This is a genomic window from Mucilaginibacter pedocola (assembly GCF_002013915.1).
Classification (GTDB): Bacteria; Bacteroidota; Bacteroidia; order Sphingobacteriales; family Sphingobacteriaceae; genus Mucilaginibacter; species Mucilaginibacter pedocola.
The window spans coordinates 109,513-128,846 of record NZ_MBTF01000034.1; the positions used below are offsets into that span (position 1 = coordinate 109,513).

The window sequence follows — 19,334 nt, forward strand, 5'->3', positions numbered from 1 at the left end:
TGAAACTTAACCCCTATTCCATTTTTATGAAGAAAGCTTTACTTTTTTTCGCGTTGCTCCTGGGCGCCTCCGCGGCGTTCGCACAAAAAATTACCGTAACGGGTACGGTCACCAGTTCTACCGATAATACCACTATGCCCGGCGTAAGTGTGCGTGTTAGTGGCAGTACTATGGGTACAAGCACCAATGGCTCGGGCCAGTTCAGCATCTCTGCACCTGCCGGTGCCGAGCTGATATTCAGTTTTACCGGTTATAAAACACAAACCGTAGCAATTGCCGGTAAAACCACTATTAATGTTGTATTGGTAAGCGACATTGCCCAGTTAAACGAAGTGGTTGCCATAGGTACCCGCTCGGCAGGGCGCGTAAAATTGGAAACCGCTGTACCGGTAGATGTGGTTAGCGTTACCAAAGCCGCAGCCAACACCGGCAGGTTAGACCTTACCGACATATTAAATTACACTGCCCCATCCTTTAACTACAACCGCCAATCGGGCTCCGACGGTGCCGACCACGTACAACTGGGAACCCTGCGCGGCCTTGGGCCCGACCAAACCCTGGTGCTGGTGAACGGCAAACGCCGCCACTCTACTGCATTCGTATCGGTGTTCGGTACCCGCGGGCGCGGTAATTCGGGCGTCGACCTTAGTTCGGTGCCAACAGCAGCTATCGACAGGGTGGAAATCTTGCGCGATGGTGCATCGGCCCAATATGGTTCTGATGCTATTGCCGGTGTAATGAACCTTGTGCTGAAAAAGAATACCGGCGTGCTTAGCGTTAACGCAGGCGTATCCGGCTTTTACGATCCCGCCTTCAACAGCGGCAAAAGCGTTGTGGCAGGATACTATCCGCATGGCGGCACTATTGATGGTAAAGGCATAACTATTGATGCCAACTATGGTTTCGGCATAGGCAACAACGGTGGTTTCTTCAATATCACAGGTGAATACGCTAAAAACGGCAAAACCTATCGCCAAACGCACGATACTACTACCAGTAACCCCGACGCTTTGCCTATAAATCCTTATCGTCGCGCTAACGGCGACGGCTCGGCCGAAAGCGGTACGATATTTTACAATACCGAGATACCATTGGCAGGCACGCCAACCACTTTCTATAGCTTTGGTGGTTACAGCTATAAACCGTCTGATGCTTATGCCTTCACCCGTAACTTATCGGCACGCCCTGAGCGCTTCCCAACCGATTACGCTAACTCTACTGGTATTATTTTCACCACCCCTGATGGCGAAACTTACTACAATCCCATCATTCAAACGCATAATACCGACATATCGGTTGCGGCCGGCTTTAAAGGCACAGTGGGCAATGGATGGGACTGGGACCTGAGCAACAATACAGGTAACAACAAGTTCCATTTTTATGGCGATAAAACCTTCAACGCATCCATGAGTGCGGCAAAAACGCATTTCGACGATGGTGGTTCGGAGTTTTTACAAAACACCACCAACCTTAACGTAAACAAGCATTTTAGTACCGTTGCCGAAGGGCTTAACTTCGGTTTCGGCGGCGAGTTTAGGTACGAGCGTTATAAGATATTTGCAGGCGAGCCCGATTCGTACAGCAACTACGACCCAAGCGGCACCCAGGCCGCAGGTTCGCAGGGCTTCCCGGGCTTTCAACCGGCCGATGCGGTAAACGCTAACCGCAAAGTGGTAGGTATGTATGCAGACTTTGAACTGGATGTTACCAAAAAATGGCTGATAGACTTTGCTAACCGTTACGAGCACTATAGCGATTTTGGCTCTACTTTCAACACCAAATTTGCTACCCGTTATAAACTTACCGACAACTTTAACATCCGTGCTTCTGCCGGTACAGGCTTCCGTGCACCATCGTTGCAGCAGATAAACTATAGCAACACCTTTACTAACGTACAGGGTTCGGTAGTATCTGAGGTTAAGATAGCTCCTAACTACAGCCCTATCACCCGCGCTGCAGGCATCCCTAACCTAAAACAGGAAAAATCTAAAAATGCAGGACTGGGCTTCACCTACAAACCTATACCTGAGTTGAGCTTCACTGTAGATGGTTATATTATTAAGGTGACAGACCGTGTGGTGCTTTCGGGACAATTCAGCGCATCCGACCCTACTTTAGATCCATCATTCACCAACGCCCTAAACAGCCTGAACGTGAGCGCCGCCCAGTTTTTTGCCAATGCGGTAAACACCACTAACCGTGGTTTGGATATAGTAATAGATTATAGCAAAACAGTAGGCAACAACCGATACAAAATATTATTTGCGGGCAACTTCCAGAGCATGGATATCGACAAAATAAATTATCCGCCTATACTGGGTACCACCGCTGCCCTGCAGCAAACCTTTTTGAGCGAGCGCGAGCAGAAATTTATCCTTGCTTCGGCCCCGCCGCAAAAACTTGCGCTGAACCCGGAGTTTGGCCATAATAGTTTAACTATAGGCACTCGCTTCACCTACTTCGGCAAAATAGACCTGCTTGGTTATGGCGACGGCAGCACCCTTACCCCTACCGTACCTACCGACGATGGCACGCAACAACTACCCGACCGCTACATTTACAGCGGCAAAGTAACCAGCGACCTTTACTTGACTTATAAAGTGAGCAAAACAATGCGTTTCTCGTTAGGGGCAGATAACCTGTTCAACGTACACCCCGACCTGGCCTACGTAGCCGGTGCAAAAGGCTGGGCCTACAACAACGAGCCAAGCGGCCCATTCGATGCTGTACAAATGGGCAGCAACGGCCGCCGTTTCTTCGCACGCGTTGGCTTTACCTTCTAAAGAAATTCTACCGTAGTGATTACAGAGGCTGTTTCCCATGGGAGGCAGCCTTTTTTGTAGCGTTCGAAAGCAGGATGCTTTCGATATGCGGCACCACGAGTTGGGAACTTGCGGCAGCGATAAAGAATTAAAATATCCTCAATTCGCGATTTGCGAATTGAGAATAATTCATGACAGCGCGTTTATTTAAAGAAGTAACTAACATGTGCCAAAGCTGCAAATTTGGTACCCGCTGTAAATGCTATGCCATTTACAGGTTGTTGGTTTCTGAGGCGGGTTAGCGTCTCGAATTGGGTTTCTTTCCATTGCACATTGAAGATGTTGTTAATGGTGATGCCCACTTCGTATTTGGGTTTGGTATAATTGAGCACCAAATCGTTTATAAAATAGCCTTTGGCGGTTAGGCTATAGTCTTCGTTGGCGGCTCTATTGCCCAGGTAACGGTAGCGCAGGCTGCCATTAAAACCATCTTTAAAAGTATAGGTTACGCCACCCGTACTGCTCCAAACCGGTGCCAGCGGAATATAGTTCTCCCCTGCAGGGTCGTCTATAGAACGGCCGTGGGCGTAGTTCACATCGGCATCAAAGTAAAGTGATTTAATAGGTTGGTACCGGCCAGAAAGATCGAACCCTATGCGGCGCGTGCGGCCGCTGAACTCTACCGAGCCACCATCGCCCGAGTATACATACTCGTTTTGCAGGTAGCTGTACCAAACCGCGGCATTGAACAGCAGGTTCTTGGCGGGCTTAAATACCGTACCCAAATCGGCACCATAGGCGGCGGGCAGGGTTTGCAAACCTTTTGCTGCAACTACCACGCGGGCATCGTTTGAGTGGAAGCCTTTACCCATCAACAAATAAAACTGTGTTTTATCGGTAGCCTGGTAGTAAAAGTTAAGTTTAGGGCTAACTACATTGTTATTCGCCTTGTAAACACCAAGGCCATTCAGGGTACTATCGCCCGCGAATTTGTTGTTGTATTTATAAAAGAACTGATCAAACCTAAGCCCGGCATTCATAGTAAATTTGGGACTGAACTGAAAGGTTTCGTTGAGGTAGGCACCAGCGCCGGTTTCTGTAATATCGCCAAGCTTTACTGGGTTTATCACGGTGAAATTGTTGATGGTGTGGCTCAGTTCGCTGCCGGTGGTAGCGTCATGGCGGATATTGATACCCGCATCGGTAGTGAATTTGGTGTTACCAATATAACCTTCGTGCTGGTAACTGCCGTTGTAGCCCAGCAAATTACGCGCTTCGCGCTGTCGTATCTCATCGCCGTTTACAGGGTCTTCTAAAAAGAACGTAAAGTTGGTATGCAGGTCGAACTTGTAGCGCGAGTAGTAAAGCTGGTTCTTCAACACATCATGATTACTGAAGGTAGTAAGCAATTGCGCATTCACATTGGTACGCGATGTTACGCCCCCTTCGTTAGGGTCAATAGCGCCATAAAAACCAATAATGCCTTCTTCAACCGCATTATCGGGTATCTGCCCTGATGCCTTCCAGCTACTGTACATGGTAGAAGCGGTAAGGCTTAGCCAGTTGTTATCATTCAGCTTGCCGTGGTACTTGGTAAAAAAGTTGAAGCGCTTAAAATGCTGCGGGTTATCAAAATAACTATCGCTGTAACGGTATTCTGATGCAGCATACCACGACTGGTTATTAGCTTTCGCCTTATCGCCCAACAAACTAACCATTCCCAACACACGGTAGGTGTTAAACTGCCCCGCCTCGGCCTTGAACACATTGGTGCTGATGGCATTGGCAGTATTAAAATTAACAAAGCCGGTTACCGCCAGGTCACCTTTTTCGGCATCGTACATCCCTTTTTTGTAGTTGGTGCTTTCAATGGTTTCGGGGATGATGAAGTGGCTGTCGGCATAGCCCTGCCCGTGGGCTTGGGATACCATGTTGATAGGGATGCCGTCCACGCTCATGTTTAGGTCCGTACCGTGGTCGTTATCAAAACCGCGCAAAAATATCTGCTCGGCCTTGCCCCCGCCCTGGTGTTGTCCAATGAACAAGCCCGGCACTAAGCGCAACACCTCTTGCGAATTTGACACACCGCGCATTTTAATATCGGTTTCGCTTATGGCTTTGTAAGGGTTGCTGTTGTTGGCGGTAATAACCACATCTGCCAGTTGCGTTTGCTGTTGGCCAAGCACTATGGTTTGCCCGTTTTGAAATGCAGATAAGGCGATGGTTTTCTTTTGGTAGCCTATGGCAGAGATCACCATGGTTTGTGCCGATGCCTTTACCTGCTTAAAAAAGAAACGGCCGCTCTCGTTAGTAATGTCGGTTTGGTTGCCAGGCGATAGTAACACGGTAACACCATTTATCGGCACGCGCGTGGCACTATCTATAATTTTGCCCGTTATATTTTTTTGCTGCGCGAACAATGCGTAACTGTTCAACAGCAGTACGATAGAAAGTAAAGCTTTAAATTTCATTCATGAAAAAATTAGGAATAACAATACAAGCCGCAGCTATAAAGCCCGGCCATTATGGATTTTGTTATGCCTAAACTCGTGGTGGTGGGTAGTCGGTATCGGGCACCGATGGCTGGTAGCTGACGAGGTACGATGGGTACATTTTATCCACCGTAGAAAAATGCATCAAGCCAGAAGCATCCTTTACGAACAGAAGGTGAGTAATATCCTCGGTGCTTGTTTTGGTGGCAGCGGGTTTACCTTTTGCGCCGCTGTTCTCCATTTTGGCAATGGTTAGCTCAACGTGCTTATTGCCGTTTTGCTGGTGTTCGCCGGCTAAGTGTTCTTTCTCCCAAAAGGTATGCGCCAAAGCATCGGCAGCTACCGGGATAACCATGTTAAACATCATGAGCACATAGGCAAACAATACCAGCTTAGATAAATCGCTAAAAAGGCGAACGCGCTGTGTTGCGGCTTTTTTGGCAAGAGGCGTGCAGGTACCCTGGTTAAGGTCGTATTCGAAAAGAAACCAGTATAGCTTTTTTACCACTGTTTGTTGCCTGTTGTTTGTGCGCAAAGGTAATCGTATGCCATAAAATACCTATAAAAATCATTTATTTGTGCCCATGAACAAGCGGCAAAGCAACCCGGCCATTTTATTCCGCGCAGCGGGGTTAATGCTGTTGTTTATTGCTTTAGCTTCGCAACCTGCATTTGCCCACCTCAAAAATGGCGAACTGGCCAAACTGCTTAAAACCAGTGCCGCCCTCACCTATCTTGCCGAAGGTTTTTTGCATATTGTACCCTACGGGTACGACCATATTTTGTTTGTGATAAGCCTCTTCCTGCTCAGCCCAAAGCTGAAAGCAATTCTGTGGCAAGCAACGGCTTTTACCATTGCCCACTCCATTACACTGGGGCTGGCCATGTACCATGTAATTAATCCGCCGCTGCATATTGTGGAGCCGGTTATTGCGCTATCCATTTTATACGTAGCGTTAGAAAATATCTATTCGCCAAAACTGCGCACCTCTCGCATTGGCGTGGTATTCCTGTTCGGGCTGGTGCATGGCTTGGGCTTCGCGGGGGCGCTTAGCACATTGGGTTTACCGAAAGATAATTACTTTACCTGCCTGTTGATGTTTAACCTGGGGGTAGAACTTGGGCAGGTAACCGTTATTGTATTGGCCTATTATTTTGTGGCGCGCTGGTTCACCAATAGTGCATCATTTCGTAAATGGGTGGTTATCCCGGTATCGGGCTTAATTGCGGTTATAGCCTTTTGCTGGGCTATACAGCGCATCTTTTTTTAGTTTGCTAAGCGAAGAAGCCACATTGTTACGTTCCACCTTAACAAACAAACTTAATATTGATATTATCGCCAACCCAAATACCAGCCATTGCGCATACCCTGCCGCTGCCATCACTGTTGAGCCAATGGCATTTGGCGTATCGGTCACTCGTTCAATAATCCAGCCTACCGAGGCCACTGCTGCTATAATTGCACCTGCCACACGTATGCCTTTATAAAGATTTGCCCTGCTCAAAATAATAAGCCATGGTATAGTAATGGCAATGATGAAGAGTTGCATCAGCTCGATGCCCAAATTAAAGCCCAATATACTTAGCCCGGTGCGCCAGGCATCAAGATTTAAATTAACCAGCGTTTCGGCAAAGGCCATGCCGTGTATCAAGCCGAAACCTGCCGCTATAAATACTTCTTTCCCACGGAAAATTGGTTTATAGGCGTGTATGGCCGAAATAAAAATACTAAGCGCTATCAGCACTTCTATCAGCCTACCCGGCACGTGTGCAATGCCTGCGGCACCAATTAACAGGGTAACAGAATGCCCAAGCGTAAACGCTGTAACTATTTTACATATCCGCACCAGGCTATACCCTACCCCGCCAAATTGTCCCCACTCTTTACGGTTAACCACCAAAGTAGCAGGCAGTAACAGGGTCAATAAAAACAGCAGGTGGTCGGTGCCTTCTTTTATATGTTGTATACCCAGGCCCAGCATATTCGTGAAGCCTGTCCACAGGCTGCCTTGCTGTATGTTTACTTGCAGGGGCAGTATTTTGTTACTCGGTACATCTAACCGTACCACCCCCACTTGGTATGGATGGTTTTGGCTAAGCCCGTTGTCCCAATCCTGCCTAACCGACACGAGCGCAAAGTGGTTAGACACCTGGTGGATGATCACATCGTAGTTGAAAAGAAAATTGCGCGTACTCGCACCCTCGGGCGGGGCCATTACCAAATGCGCAGTAAGCTCTTTATAAGGGCCGCTTTCGCTTTGCAAAATGGGTTCCACCTTCATATCCTGCAAAGTTACCGCCCATGGCTTGCCATCGGCAGTAACCGGTTGTATATGTTTTAATATATAGCACTCTAACTGCACACCCAAGCGCTTCACTAAATCCTCCGAATCGAGGTTCACGTCATGCCCGAAGGCCAATTCTAATTCGCTCAGCGGCAATTGTAACTCTACGCTTACTACATCGCCCTTTACATCTAACAGCACTACCGAGTTTGGCATGGGGTGCGCATTGGCATTAATAATGCCTGCAAGGCAAAACAGCAATGTGCTGACAAATAAACGGCTGAACTTAATGGCGAAATTGGCTTTCATGGCTTTGGTGTTTATGGGGGCTTGGTGATATTTAGGGTTTATATTAGAAGGTGAAATTGTTACCGTAATCGCGCTTATGGTCGCGGTATATGCTGTGGTAGTGTATTTGGGTAGAGTAAACCACACCACTTTGACAAACAAATTCTATCCATACGCTTGGACCGTCTATACGCACGTAATCGGCATTGGAGATAAGGAAAGTGCCCGCGTTGCCGCTGGTTCCGCCCGCGCTGCCCGAGTAGGCGATATAGGTATTATCCATCTCGCTGTTGTAAGTGGCCAATAGGCTTGTGGCTGTTTCATCATCAATATTGCTTACCCATTGTTTAATGGCCGCCAGTACCAGAGCCTTTTGTTCCGTAGAAAATGTACTTGCCGATACGCCGACTTTAGTAGTCGGGAATTTACCATCGGAACCCGGGCCCAATACCACATCGCTGAACGTACTGCTGAGCTTGGCGCTTGCCAATTGGCTACTTGTTAACGATGCCAGCACAGCTGCCATGGTTGATTGGTTAGCAGCTAAAGGTGCGTAGGTTATAGAGCCTTCGATCCACGATTTTGGTTCAACACCTATGAAGAAGGGCGATGCGCCGGTTACCACACCTGCGCTTACCGTAACGTTCACGGCCAAATGGTGCCCGCCGAATTGCATTTGCCAGGTACCAGTGGTAGTGGGTGTACCCAAAAAGGAAATAAAGTAAGTACCTGATGAATAGCCGCTGCGGCTGGCACCAAGCACATCGTCGGCCAATAATATCTTCATCGCCTGGTCGTACCCGGTGCCTGTTACCGTACCCATGGCTTGTTTCACCACGGCTTTGGCATTAGCCAGTTGCGTGGTGCTTAAAGTGCTTAGCTGTATACCCACACGGCAGTTTGAACCGCAGGGCAGGTTAGACCACTTCACAGCATCGGTTTTATTATAAGTGAGTACCGTCGATGCCTGCTGGGTAGTGCTTAGGTTGCTAATGAATGTGGTGGCAGCGCATACCAGTTTTTCTACCTGTGTACCTGTGCACGTGGTGGTAGCCGCTTCGGTACCTGTGGTAGAACCCGAAGTAGTGGTGGTGCCCGATGTTACTACTGTACCATCCGAGGTAGTAGTTGTGGTGCTGCTTGTCGAGCTATCCTTTTTACAGGATATAACCGCCGGCAGCAGCAGGGCGATAAGGATGAGCGCTTTTTTCATTTTGTGTGGGGTATTAAAATTCTGTGTGTTAAATATCTTTTAGCGAATTGGGGTTATGGTGCTTGTGTCGGTTAAAGGAGGTGTTGTGTCGATAAATAAGGGCGGCGTTTTGGTTAGCATTATGGCTAACCCCTCCCTGCCTTTGCGCACATTCCAGCCGCACCCCTCCCCGAGGAGGGAATTTTTAGCTGCGGCTTTTCCTTACAAACTGTGGATCCTCTCTTGAGAGGGGTTAGGGGTGTGTTTGGGCCGATGCAAAACGGCTAAACCCCTCCCTGCCTTTGCGCACATTCCGACCGCACCCCTCCCCGAGGAGGGAATTTTAGCTGCGTTTGTGCATCACTGCAATTCAATCACCAGCAATATGGCATTATTGCTCAGCGCTTCTGCTTCCACGCTTTCGGCATCCCAAAGGGCAAGGCCGTCGCGTTCGTGTAAAAGGCGGTTTTGTAGTTCAAATGCACCGGCTATCACGAAGGAGAAAACCTTAGAATCATATTCCGCCGGCTTATAAATAGCTTCCTCACGTCCTGCAAACCTGCCTATTTGGAGTTTGAACGGCAACGCCGGACTGTTAATGAGCGATATCAGTTGGTTAGGCTGTCCATCCATATCGAAGCTGAAACGGGCAGCTTTACCGGCGAACAGTTCGTCGCACTGTATCTCTATGCGCAGGTAATTTATCCAATCGGCAGCGTAGGCGTTCGATAGCTTGAACTCCTCGCCTTCTATCAGCGCAACCATTAACACCTCGCCCGGTTCTACCTCCATCCAATGCTTATTATCGATATAAATTGCCGAGCCGGTTATGGGTACCAGCAGCAGATAGTTGCTATGTACGGCCGTTTGCTTGCTTACCGCACCTGCCGCTAATACCTCATCATTCAGGGTATACAGGTTGCCGAACGGCTCTTTGCCCTCGCGTTCGTAGTCTTCGTGGTTGAAAGTGCAGTAGCGCTGGCAGATATCATTTTCGCTGAAACCGCGCTGGTCATCCAAATAAATTTTAGCTGGCGATAGTGTAACTCTCATGGCATTCGGTTAAAGTGTGAATACTTAAATAAGGCTGTAATTGCACCAGGTGTGTAAATACCTCTTCAGTTTCCTGTCCCGCGGCAGCCAGCAGCAGGTAGCTATCAATAGTGCTATGCCATACCATCGGCTCCGAAAAGAAACTGATGGCTACCTGGTGTTTCGATCGGTCGTTGAGGTGTGAATTGATGATCTCGAACTGGTAGTGCTTAAACTTGAGGAAGCGGCGGCCAAGGTTGTTCAGCACATCGGGCACCACCTCGTTCAATTGTTGTATATAACCGGTAATGGCGGGGCCGACCATTTGGTTTAGCTTGCGGGCGGCGGGTACATAGTGCACCAATTCGCCAAAAGCAGGATATTGCTTTACTTCGGCAAAATTCTGCACCTGCATCCTGAACTCGGCGTAGCTATCATCGAATACCAGTTTATCCCAGGGTTTTGCAGAGTTGATATCGATGATCTTTCGGTAGCAAAGTTTGATGGTTGGCTTATTCATAATTTTTTGGTGGTTATTTCCTCGCGCAAAGGCGCAAAGTTTTTTTGGTTGTTTGCTGATCTATACCCTATGTTTTTAAGCAGGTACAGCAAGGGTAATATTTAGATTGAACCCATCGGTGGTGCTGCCGCTTACGGTTGCCATTTCTAAAGTGTAACCATCGCTGAACACATTGTCACTGGCGTTATAAGTGTAGCCTGACATTCCCTTACTATAGCCATTTACAATGGCCAAAGCGGTGCCGGTGCCTTCGGGGAAGGCGATCTGGGTAACCTTTAAAGAGGTGCCCGATGAATTGTAAACATGCACATGGATATGAGTGGCCCTGCCGGTATACCAACCCGGGAAAATAGTGGTAAAAGTTACCGCGCCACTGCTGCTGGTGGTTTGCCGGCCGCGCAAAAAATGTACCGATTGGTAATTTGTAGACTGCGAACCCGAGCCACCGTATTCGGAATAATTGCCCTCTGCATCGCAATGCCAAATATCTACCAGGGCATTGGCCAGCGCGTTGCAGCTGTTGTTGGCATTGGTGATCACAATATTAACCGTCATTTTATAACCGCTGCGGCCATCGGTAATATCGCTGCGCACATAAGATGCGGGCGACTTGGTTGGATACGGGCCCTCGGTTTCGGTAGGTGCTACGCTGCAGCTGCCCGAAGTGCCTGTTGTGGTGCCGGTACTGCCGGTGTTTGTAGTAGTTGTGCCCGATGTTGCGGTAACATCTGCATCCTTTTTGCAGGCCTGCACCAATACCGATGACGATACAGCGCCCACCATTAAGCTTTTTAAGAAATTCTTGCGTTCCATATTAACTCCTCCAAATCAATTTGTTCTATAATTTATTGATTCGAAAGTAAGGCGGTAGCGCAAGAACCGCTTCGGTGTGTCGATTAACAGAGACGTTGTACCGACGAATTGTAGCTAAAACGTTACCAAACGTCCATCTCTCTTATCTGGCTTTTGTAGGCCGGCGGTAGTATGGCTTCTTTAAGCAAACCATGCAAACCAACTAAACGCGTAAGCTTATAAAACGAAATAACGGGGCTCAGGTACGATAGCCTGTCGATAGGCAACAGGCGTTTTGCTTCATCGGGAACGATGAGCAGTTGCACCTGTTTTAATAACTGGTAACGCACTGTACCCAAATGCTTTTTGTATTGCTTGAACAGATCGAGCGTGTAGTGGCTTTGTACCAGGTGTTCGCGCAAATGATCCACCCGAGAGATGAGCCATTCCTTATAATTATACGGCATATCCTTTAACCCCATGCGCAGGCCCATGCGGTAAAACACATCGAACACATCCTCTTTCTCCTCATCGCTAAGCGGGCGTTCCAGCAGTTCGAAGGAGCGGATAGAATAATCTATCAGCATGTAGATCACATCGCGGTAGGCCCAATCGGGTATCTGGGCACCACGTGCTTTCTCTACACCGTGATGGATGGCGTTTATTTTGTCGATAGCCGCCAATGCGCCATCATACTCCGAAAAGATGATCATTCGGCCGTAGGCAACTGTTGAGAACAGGCGTCCCAATGGGTCGGCGGGGAGGTTGCCGGTGAAGTAGAGCCAATCTACCGCTTTGTTCAGCGCAAATTCCGCAGCCGAGCCGGCAAATACGAACAGGATATTATCCGCCTTGCTCCATATCTCGCGCACTATAGAGCCTTGCTCTACAAAATATTTCTTAGGGGTATTATCCATTTGTTATTTGCGTTCTTGTTCGTTTGCGGGCGGCAAGCCCCTCTTCAACCATTACAACCATTGCCATGCCAAGCGTATAGGCCAATATATCTTCCCAACGGAAAGTAGTGCCCAGCAGATTGCGGGCAAGTACGGAGTTTCGCCAACCCAATTTATCAATGAGGTGGAAATATAGCCCAACCTCCACAACGTACGAAAATATAAGCACGCCCAGGGCAGTTATGCGTACATCCGTTTTAAAAAATGCTTTTATAGCACTGTAGACCAATATCACCACCAAAAAGTCGCCGCCGTAGGGGCGTATAAAACTATCGTGCATAAAACCGGCTATCAGCACCTCGGCATTGAACAGCAGCGCCGCCAGCAGGAAATAGTATTTATTGAATTGATACTTCATTACAATGCCCCCTTATTAGCTGCCTCCAGTTTTTTGGTATTGATGTAGGCGATATACAAAGGGATGATGCCAAAGATACCGAAAGAACAATCTACCAAAGTCCAGAATAAAGGGATATGCCTGATGGGGCCCATAATAAACGCCAGCGGCAGGATAAGTACACAGGCTATCATGCCAAACTCTATCACCCAAATGTTTTTAACCGGGTTGCGCAGCGGGCCAATAAATAGTACGGCCAGCATTACGTGTGCAAAGGCCAGCCAATCGGTACCGTAACTTAAAAACGGGAAGGCCTTGTTACAATACCTTATAGCCTGGTAAACGGTATCTATCCATTGGTGCATAAACTCGGGCGCTGCGCCGCTAAGGTTGGCCAGCAGGTTTAACTCGGTTTCGAGCGGGAATGCCGTTACGCCACTCAGAAACAGCCCGGTTATCATTATCTTGATGCAAAGCCTTACACGTTTCATGGTGAGCGTGTAATTTAAGGTGCGGGCGAGTTTGACAGGCTCGCGGGTGTTCTCTATGCGTTGCTTTAGTAGGCTGTCGGTGTTGGGTGGCAAGGTGTTGGTTAATGTTTTCATCTTATTGGTTTTTAATGCTTTTGATTTATTGGTGGTTATTTAACCGCGGAGTTCGCAGAGGTTACGCGGAGGTTCGCAGAGAGACTTGCAAATTTCTTGGGAAGTTTTGAGTGATAGGGCGGCCTCAGCATTTTTGTCAAATCACCGTCGTACAGGCTCTGTGCCCCTCTGTGTTCTTCTCTCTGTGCCCCCTGTGGTAAAAAATTAAACGGCATGTTATGGTTATCGAAAAGGTTTTGCGCGGACAATGCGGCTATGTTTTGTTTTAGTTTTTGGGGCGATGCAGCGCTCACATTAACCAGGTAAAATTGGTTATCACCTTTGGCGGCTGCCCAACGCCAGGCGAATTGGTTAACCGTTTTCAGGTGGCCATTATCGAACCACCAGGCGCTGTAGATACGGTCGGTATTTTTTACAAGGGTGGCGGTGTATACATCCAGTCCGTTAATACTTTCGCGGCGGATATTTTGGAAGGTATAGCCACTGCCTACCCAGCATATCATGGGGTCATGCTCGGGTGCGTAAAAGGCGGCTGGTTTCAGGTAAATGAGTGCATCGCTATCCTCAAACTTCAGTATGCCGCCCTCCAGAGGAGTTTTATGATATCCCTGTATTTGAATATGGTTAGCCGTATTTACCAGCCTATCGGCCTTTACTAACCGTGTAGCCATAAATACCATAGCGGTCAGCAAACCCACATGGAGGTATAGGTAACGTATACTACGATGTTCTGCCGTTTTCCTTTCCTCCATGGTTATCTTGCCAAAACGGGCAACAGGCGGTTTAATGCCGAACAATAAGGGCATCAGCACATAAACGCATAGGCAGGCTATCCCCACGGCATCGTGCATAAAAGTGCCGGGCATTAGCTTGAACAACACCAGCAGCAGTATCCTGAAGAAATTGCAAACCACATTCAACAGCAACGTGGCACTTAGCAGCAGCGTGAGCCATTTAAAATTCAATGTTTTGCCGCTTTGTTTTTGATAATAGGTTAGCACGAACAAGCCTATCAGTACCGACATTACCAGCATATTCAGTCCCGCACAGGCAGGGTCTACCGAGAACTCGTACTTATCCATCTGTATCTGATTACCTGCTGCCGCTGCCTGTATGCCTGCCGTACTGAGCGTAGCCGCTACCTTATCGCTCAGCCAAAGCCTCACCGGGAATTCCGCCAGCCGCGTAAAATGCCTGAACACCGGCGATACCAGCATCAGCAAAAACAACACACTATGGTTTATGCGCCCAAGGCAATTCTCTATCAGCAGCAAAAACACGAGTACCAGCGCAATAAAAAACAACGTATTAACGGGAGCAAGCAAAGCCAACCCGGTTGCTAACAAAGCGGGCAACAAATAGCGCAAGCTATACCGCCCGCTATCTATTTTTGCCATGTAAGGTATCAGCAACAAGCCCATTACCAAATTGGCATCCCATTGAAAGTAGCCGGGAATGCACCACAGCGCCAATGCAGCATATACGGCTACGAACCCGTGGATGGGTTGAAGTTTTAATGGTTTATTTAGTTGGATGGATAGCATTAAGTTTCTTTTTTATTTTTCATTCGCGAACTATGGTTCCCCTCTTGAGAGAGGTTAGGGGTGTGTTTCGCGGAAATGCATAGCGGACTAACACACCCCTCCCACCGTTCTTGGCCCTCGCGCCCCCTCTCAAGAGGGGAACTTTAGCTGCGGTTACTTCACTATTTACAAATTATGGTTCCCCTCTTGAGAGAGGTTAGGGGTGTGTTTCGCGGAAATGCATAGCGGACTAACACCCCCCTCCCACCGCTCTTGGCCCTCGCGCCCCCTCTCAAGAGGGGAACTTTAGCTCCGGACCTTACAATTGCGGCACCTCATTCCTTCTCTTCTTATAAATAAACGTCGCCACTATCAGCGCTGCCAGTATTATCAGCATCCACTCCTGCGGCTCGGGTACAGCACCTGAGGATTTCATGGAAGCATTCTTCAAACTGTTTTTATTTTCATCGATGCCGAAGCGTTCATAATCCTTCACGGTTTCCAGTACGATCATGCTCGATACGGGCGAAACGATGTAGCCCTGCTCCGCCTCTGCGATGATATCGGGGCGTACGTAGTCGTGCCTAAAGTAGTCGGCACCCACTTTCTTCATAATATCGTTATAAGCGAACATGCGCAGCAGGTGGTCGGGGGCGTTGGCAGTTTTTTGTCCGGTTGTTTTTTGTATCATCAGCCCGGCACTACTTATCACTATGGTGCTATCGTTCTCCTGTTCACGGGCAAAGCGGTGCTTATCCAGCAGGGTGCCTAATTCTTCAACATTACCTTCGGCATAACTAAATACACGTAGCTCTTTAAGCGCCTTCAAATAAGGTGTTAGCCCGCTGCCCAAATTGTACAGCCTTATATGGCGCGGCGTTTTCAGGTAGGCGGCCAAATCCTTTGCAAACTCGCTCCCATCCAGTTCGCCCAGGTTTGGCGATACATCGTTACTCTTAGTTATAAGCAGCGCGCCATCAGCATTCTTAATTTCGTTTACCGGGAACAGGCTAAAATTCTGGGCACTTAAAGATTCATAAAGCCCGTCTGCATTTTCCTTGTTTACTTTTATAAGCTTGTTGTAATACACATACACAGGCGCGTTGCGTACATTGGTAAAAGCCTGCTTAAACTCTTCTTCGCTCCAGCTTTTGTTTACATCCAGGTATACCACCTTCGGGCTAAAGCTTTGGTATTGTTGTTGGTAGTCTTTAATCTGGTATGTAGCACCACCAAAAGTAAATGCTGTGTTGGCCATTGGCGGAGCATCGCAGCTTATCTCCCAACGGGGTTGGTAAGTACGGTCGGACAGGTAGGTATCGCCGGTTTGTTTAAATATGGCGGGGATATCCAAATTGGCGGGCTTGTTACTATAGCTTAGTTGCAAAGTTTCCAGTGCCGTGGTAGCGTACGGTCCATCAAACCAGGCATTCTCATAAACTAACCGTTTGCCCTCCAACCGCAGCGGACTGGTGATACCCAACCTGAACTTACGGTTCTCTTTTGTGGTACAAGGGAATACCCTCACGCTGATGGTATTGCCCTCCTGCCAGTGCACTACCGATGGGTCGTGCTGCTCTACGCCTACTATTTGCTTATAAGCCGAATCAGCTTTGGCCTTTGTGGTCAACCGCGATCTCTCCTCCTTACCATCTATCCACAACGAAAGAGAACTCACTACCGAGCCCTCCGGCAGATGGAAGGTATAAATAGCTTCCTGGTTACTCCATGTCCACTCGGAATTATTGCGCACGGTAAGCGTCTTTTCGGTATAGGCCATGCGGTATTCGGGGAAGAGCTTCACATTGCTTATCACACTGATGGTTTGCAGGTTCTCGCCGCTCCACAGCCTGTCTTGCGCCTGGTGGCGGCTGTTGTATAATGCTTTCAGTATATTAATACGTTCCCCCTCGTCAAGGTTAGGCCGTTCGAAGAACAGGCTGGCCATTACCACCAGCGGATCGTGCTGCTTGCGTTCGTCGAATGATTTGGATGGCATACCTCCGAAAAAGAAATTGCTATTTCGGGATACCTCGTGATAAACCAACCCTGTTTTCAGGATGCGTTCGGTAATTGGCGACTGGCCTATCTCTTTACTCACGGCAACCCAATTGGGCAGTTTGCCTTCGTTAAGTGTATTTTGGTTGATGATGTTGTTTATCCTATTATTCTCGCTACTCCAGGCGAACAGGAATATGGCGGCAGCAATAAGTGGCAATACAAAACCCGCTATACTCGTGTATAGCACCAATTTATCGGTACGCGAGGCATTACGGATGATGACGATGGTTATAATGGCCAGGCAAATGGGTACGAATGTATGCAGCGATATACCAATAGCAATAATGCCGAACGCGCTGAGGATATAAAGCGGGATGAGGTAAAAAGCATAATAACAAAACAACAGCAAGGCGGCACCCAACATAAAAAATATAAAGTATTTTGGTATACCGCCCAATAACTGATGCCGCATGGCCAACACTAAGGTAACCGACGATACCACTATCCAAATGCTCAGCCAATCGGCACTATCGTCGAACACGTTCATCTCGCGATTGAGGGCAAAGGCGCTGATAAACCAAATAATAAGCAGTACCGCCGTATGCTCTGCTTTACCGCGTGTATAGCTCCAACCGTGTTTTTGTGCCGTTACAACCCATGCTGCCACTAAAAAGCCAAGCGAGAATATATAGTTGGCTATAAAATCTCCAAACCCTGCCCCCGAATGCCCAAACATGCCGGTAAGTATAAATATTGCCGTAGAACCCGCTATGATCGCCAGCCCTGCCGTAGTAAGCCTGTCTTCCCGCAAATAATTGGTGATGGTTTTCATTTTCTTTATTTATTAAATTAAAAGTACTTTGCAATTCAAAGTTTATAGTTAAAAAAAATTAGGCGCGTTGCTGCCTTATCAAATTTTCGAGTTCCTGCAGGTGCTTTTTAAAGGCTTGAATACCCAATGGCGATGCCGTGTACTTGGTGTTGGGCTTGCGGCCCAAAAAGGATTTGTTTACGGTGATGTACTCCTCCTTCTCCAGCGCCTTAAGGTGCGATGCCAGGTTACCGTCGGTAACATCCAGCAGTTCCTTCAGCGAATTAAAATCGTAGCTTTCATTAGCTACCAGTACGCTCATTATTTGCAGGCGTATGCGGTTCTCAAATGCTTTATCAAAATTGGTTAAAGTAACTTTCACCTGTCGTATTTAAAGTGCATAATGCTGCCATACAATATATGCAGCAAACCAAAGCCAAAGGCCCAAAAAAACAACCCGTAACCCGGGAAAATAGCGGCCAGCAGGCCTAACATAATATCAAAAATGCCCAGCCATTTTACGTCGCCAAAGGTATACTTACTTGCGGCAACTAATGCTAACCCATAAAAAATTAATGTGCAAGGGCCAATTACCACATAGTAACCACGCCACAGCATAATAATGCAGAATATGCCGCCGGTCACCAGTGGCAGCGCACCGTTCAATAACAGCGATTTGCTGCTTTGGTTCCAAACGGTTTGCCCTTTTTTTGCTGCTTTGCGCACGGTAAGTAATACGCCGGTAAGCAGAGATAAGAAAAGCACTACAACTGCGACAAAGATCAGCCGCTCTTCCAGTAAACGGTAGTAGCCACGTTCCAGAAACGAATCGCCGCGCAGGTATAGCAGGTTGTAGGCAATACCCGCACCAACAAGTGCATATATACCGGCCATAACGCCCGACAAGCCGCTGAGCGAAATGAACCTGGTGCTGCGTTCCATAATGGTGCGTATGGAACTAATTTCGGCGATCAAATCTTTATCCTCCATCTAAAGTACTTTGTTATTCAAAGTAACATTATAAAATTTGATTGTGCAAGAGGATTTTGAAAAATATTTTGCGTTGGGATGTTAAAACATACTGCTGCATCATAGCGATGGGTTTGAAATCCATCGCTATGATATGAGGATATAGTGTTGCTATTTAAGTTAAATAAGGATTTGCGTACAACGAATAAAGTATTTATTTTACGGTACTAAATCACCCGTAGCGATGGGTTTGAAACCCATCGCTACTAATATTATCACAATTAATATTTATTATGCCGCACAGCTATTCCTCTATTTGGATACATGCTATTTGGTCAACAAAAAATCGCGAAGCCATATTAACACAGCCATTAAGAAACGAAGTTTACAAAGTGATAAACGAGATAGCAGTTGATCATGAAATATACCTCGACTGTATAAACGGCGTGGAAGACCATGTACATTTATTGATCAGGCTGCGTACAGATCAATGTGTGTCGGATGTTGTAAAAATCATTAAGGGAAATTCCTGGGAACACTTCAAGAAAGATGTAGAGAAGTACGTCAGTTGGCAAGACGGTTTTGCGGCATTCTCTGTTAGTGCAGATAACCTAAAACGAGTTAGAAGCTATATTTACAACCAAGAAAAGCATCATAAGAACAAATCATTTGCCGAGGAGCTAAAAGAGATAAAGGCAGGTATCAAAAGCTTTATGTAGCTTCTAAATCATAGCGATGGGTTTGAAACCCATCGCTATGATTTAAGAGG

Annotated in this window: 17 protein-coding genes; 3 read left to right on the top strand and 14 right to left on the bottom strand. The window is 47.5% G+C overall.

Annotated elements, in window-relative coordinates; all coding sequences use genetic code 11:
* The first annotated feature begins 26 nt into the window (after window positions 1–26).
* Entirely contained in the window at window positions 27–2,783 is a 2,757-nt protein-coding gene (locus tag BC343_RS20855; protein WP_162276910.1) for a TonB-dependent receptor, read from the top strand.
* Between the two features lie 182 nt (window positions 2,784–2,965).
* Here BC343_RS20855 and BC343_RS20860 read toward each other — a convergent pair whose 3' ends face one another.
* On the bottom strand, window positions 2,966–5,233 hold the full coding sequence (locus BC343_RS20860) for a TonB-dependent receptor (protein ID WP_078349724.1): 2,268 nt from the start codon (window positions 5,231–5,233) through the stop codon (window positions 2,966–2,968).
* Window positions 5,234–5,303: 70 nt separating this feature from the next.
* Window positions 5,304–5,789, bottom strand: a complete 486-nt coding sequence (locus BC343_RS20865) for a hypothetical protein (protein ID WP_078349725.1) — start codon at window positions 5,787–5,789, stop codon at window positions 5,304–5,306.
* Between the two features lie 49 nt (window positions 5,790–5,838).
* Between BC343_RS20865 and BC343_RS20870 the strand changes: the two genes are divergently transcribed.
* Window positions 5,839–6,525 (top strand): HupE/UreJ family protein, encoded by a 687-nt coding sequence (locus BC343_RS20870; protein ID WP_202909834.1) that lies wholly within the window; start codon window positions 5,839–5,841, stop codon window positions 6,523–6,525.
* Here BC343_RS20870 and BC343_RS20875 read toward each other — a convergent pair.
* The 12 genes from BC343_RS20875 to BC343_RS20930 form a co-directional block, all read right to left on the bottom strand.
* On the bottom strand, window positions 6,475–7,848 hold the full coding sequence (locus BC343_RS20875; RefSeq protein ID WP_202909835.1) for a HupE/UreJ family protein: 1,374 nt from the start codon (window positions 7,846–7,848) through the stop codon (window positions 6,475–6,477). The genes BC343_RS20870 and BC343_RS20875 overlap by 51 nt on opposite strands.
* A 43-nt stretch (window positions 7,849–7,891) precedes the next feature.
* Entirely contained in the window at window positions 7,892–9,040 is a 1,149-nt protein-coding gene (locus tag BC343_RS20880; protein ID WP_078349726.1) for a DUF3500 domain-containing protein, read from the bottom strand.
* A gap of 339 nt (window positions 9,041–9,379) precedes the next feature.
* Window positions 9,380–10,072 (bottom strand): pirin family protein, encoded by a 693-nt coding sequence (locus BC343_RS20885; protein ID WP_078349727.1) that lies wholly within the window; start codon window positions 10,070–10,072, stop codon window positions 9,380–9,382.
* Complete coding sequence (locus BC343_RS20890) at window positions 10,047–10,571, bottom strand: hypothetical protein (protein WP_078349728.1); 525 nt, start codon at window positions 10,569–10,571, stop codon at window positions 10,047–10,049. The genes BC343_RS20885 and BC343_RS20890 overlap by 26 nt, the downstream gene beginning before the upstream one ends.
* Window positions 10,572–10,646: 75 nt before the next feature.
* Window positions 10,647–11,384, bottom strand: coding sequence for a dioxygenase family protein (locus BC343_RS20895; protein WP_078349729.1), 738 nt, complete (start codon window positions 11,382–11,384; stop codon window positions 10,647–10,649).
* 122 nt (window positions 11,385–11,506) lie between these two features.
* On the bottom strand, window positions 11,507–12,280 hold the full coding sequence (locus BC343_RS20900) for an oxygenase MpaB family protein (protein WP_078349730.1): 774 nt from the start codon (window positions 12,278–12,280) through the stop codon (window positions 11,507–11,509).
* On the bottom strand, window positions 12,273–12,677 hold the full coding sequence (locus BC343_RS20905) for a ribosomal maturation YjgA family protein (protein ID WP_078349731.1): 405 nt from the start codon (window positions 12,675–12,677) through the stop codon (window positions 12,273–12,275). The genes BC343_RS20900 and BC343_RS20905 overlap by 8 nt, the downstream gene beginning before the upstream one ends.
* Window positions 12,677–13,261, bottom strand: a complete 585-nt coding sequence (locus BC343_RS20910) for a hypothetical protein (RefSeq protein WP_202909836.1) — start codon at window positions 13,259–13,261, stop codon at window positions 12,677–12,679. Before BC343_RS20910 ends, BC343_RS20905 begins: the two co-directional genes overlap by 1 nt.
* A 35-nt stretch (window positions 13,262–13,296) precedes the next feature.
* Window positions 13,297–14,805, bottom strand: a complete 1,509-nt coding sequence (gene xrtN / locus BC343_RS20915) for an exosortase N (protein WP_078349732.1) — start codon at window positions 14,803–14,805, stop codon at window positions 13,297–13,299.
* Window positions 14,806–15,103: 298 nt separating this feature from the next.
* Complete coding sequence (locus tag BC343_RS20920) at window positions 15,104–17,617, bottom strand: XrtN system VIT domain-containing protein (protein WP_078349733.1); 2,514 nt, start codon at window positions 17,615–17,617, stop codon at window positions 15,104–15,106.
* 58 nt (window positions 17,618–17,675) lie between these two features.
* The gene (locus tag BC343_RS20925; protein ID WP_078349734.1) at window positions 17,676–17,978 is read right to left on the bottom strand and encodes a winged helix-turn-helix domain-containing protein; all 303 of its coding nucleotides are present in this window, start codon (window positions 17,976–17,978) and stop codon (window positions 17,676–17,678) included.
* A complete protein-coding gene (locus BC343_RS20930; RefSeq protein ID WP_078349735.1) occupies window positions 17,975–18,586 on the bottom strand; it encodes a hypothetical protein in 612 nt (203 codons plus the stop codon). Before BC343_RS20930 ends, BC343_RS20925 begins: the two co-directional genes overlap by 4 nt.
* A gap of 272 nt (window positions 18,587–18,858) precedes the next feature.
* Here BC343_RS20930 and tnpA point away from each other — a divergent pair, with 272 nt between their 5' ends.
* Window positions 18,859–19,284, top strand: coding sequence for an IS200/IS605 family transposase (gene tnpA, locus BC343_RS20935; RefSeq protein ID WP_078349736.1), 426 nt, complete (start codon window positions 18,859–18,861; stop codon window positions 19,282–19,284).
* Window positions 19,285–19,334: the final 50 nt, after the last annotated feature.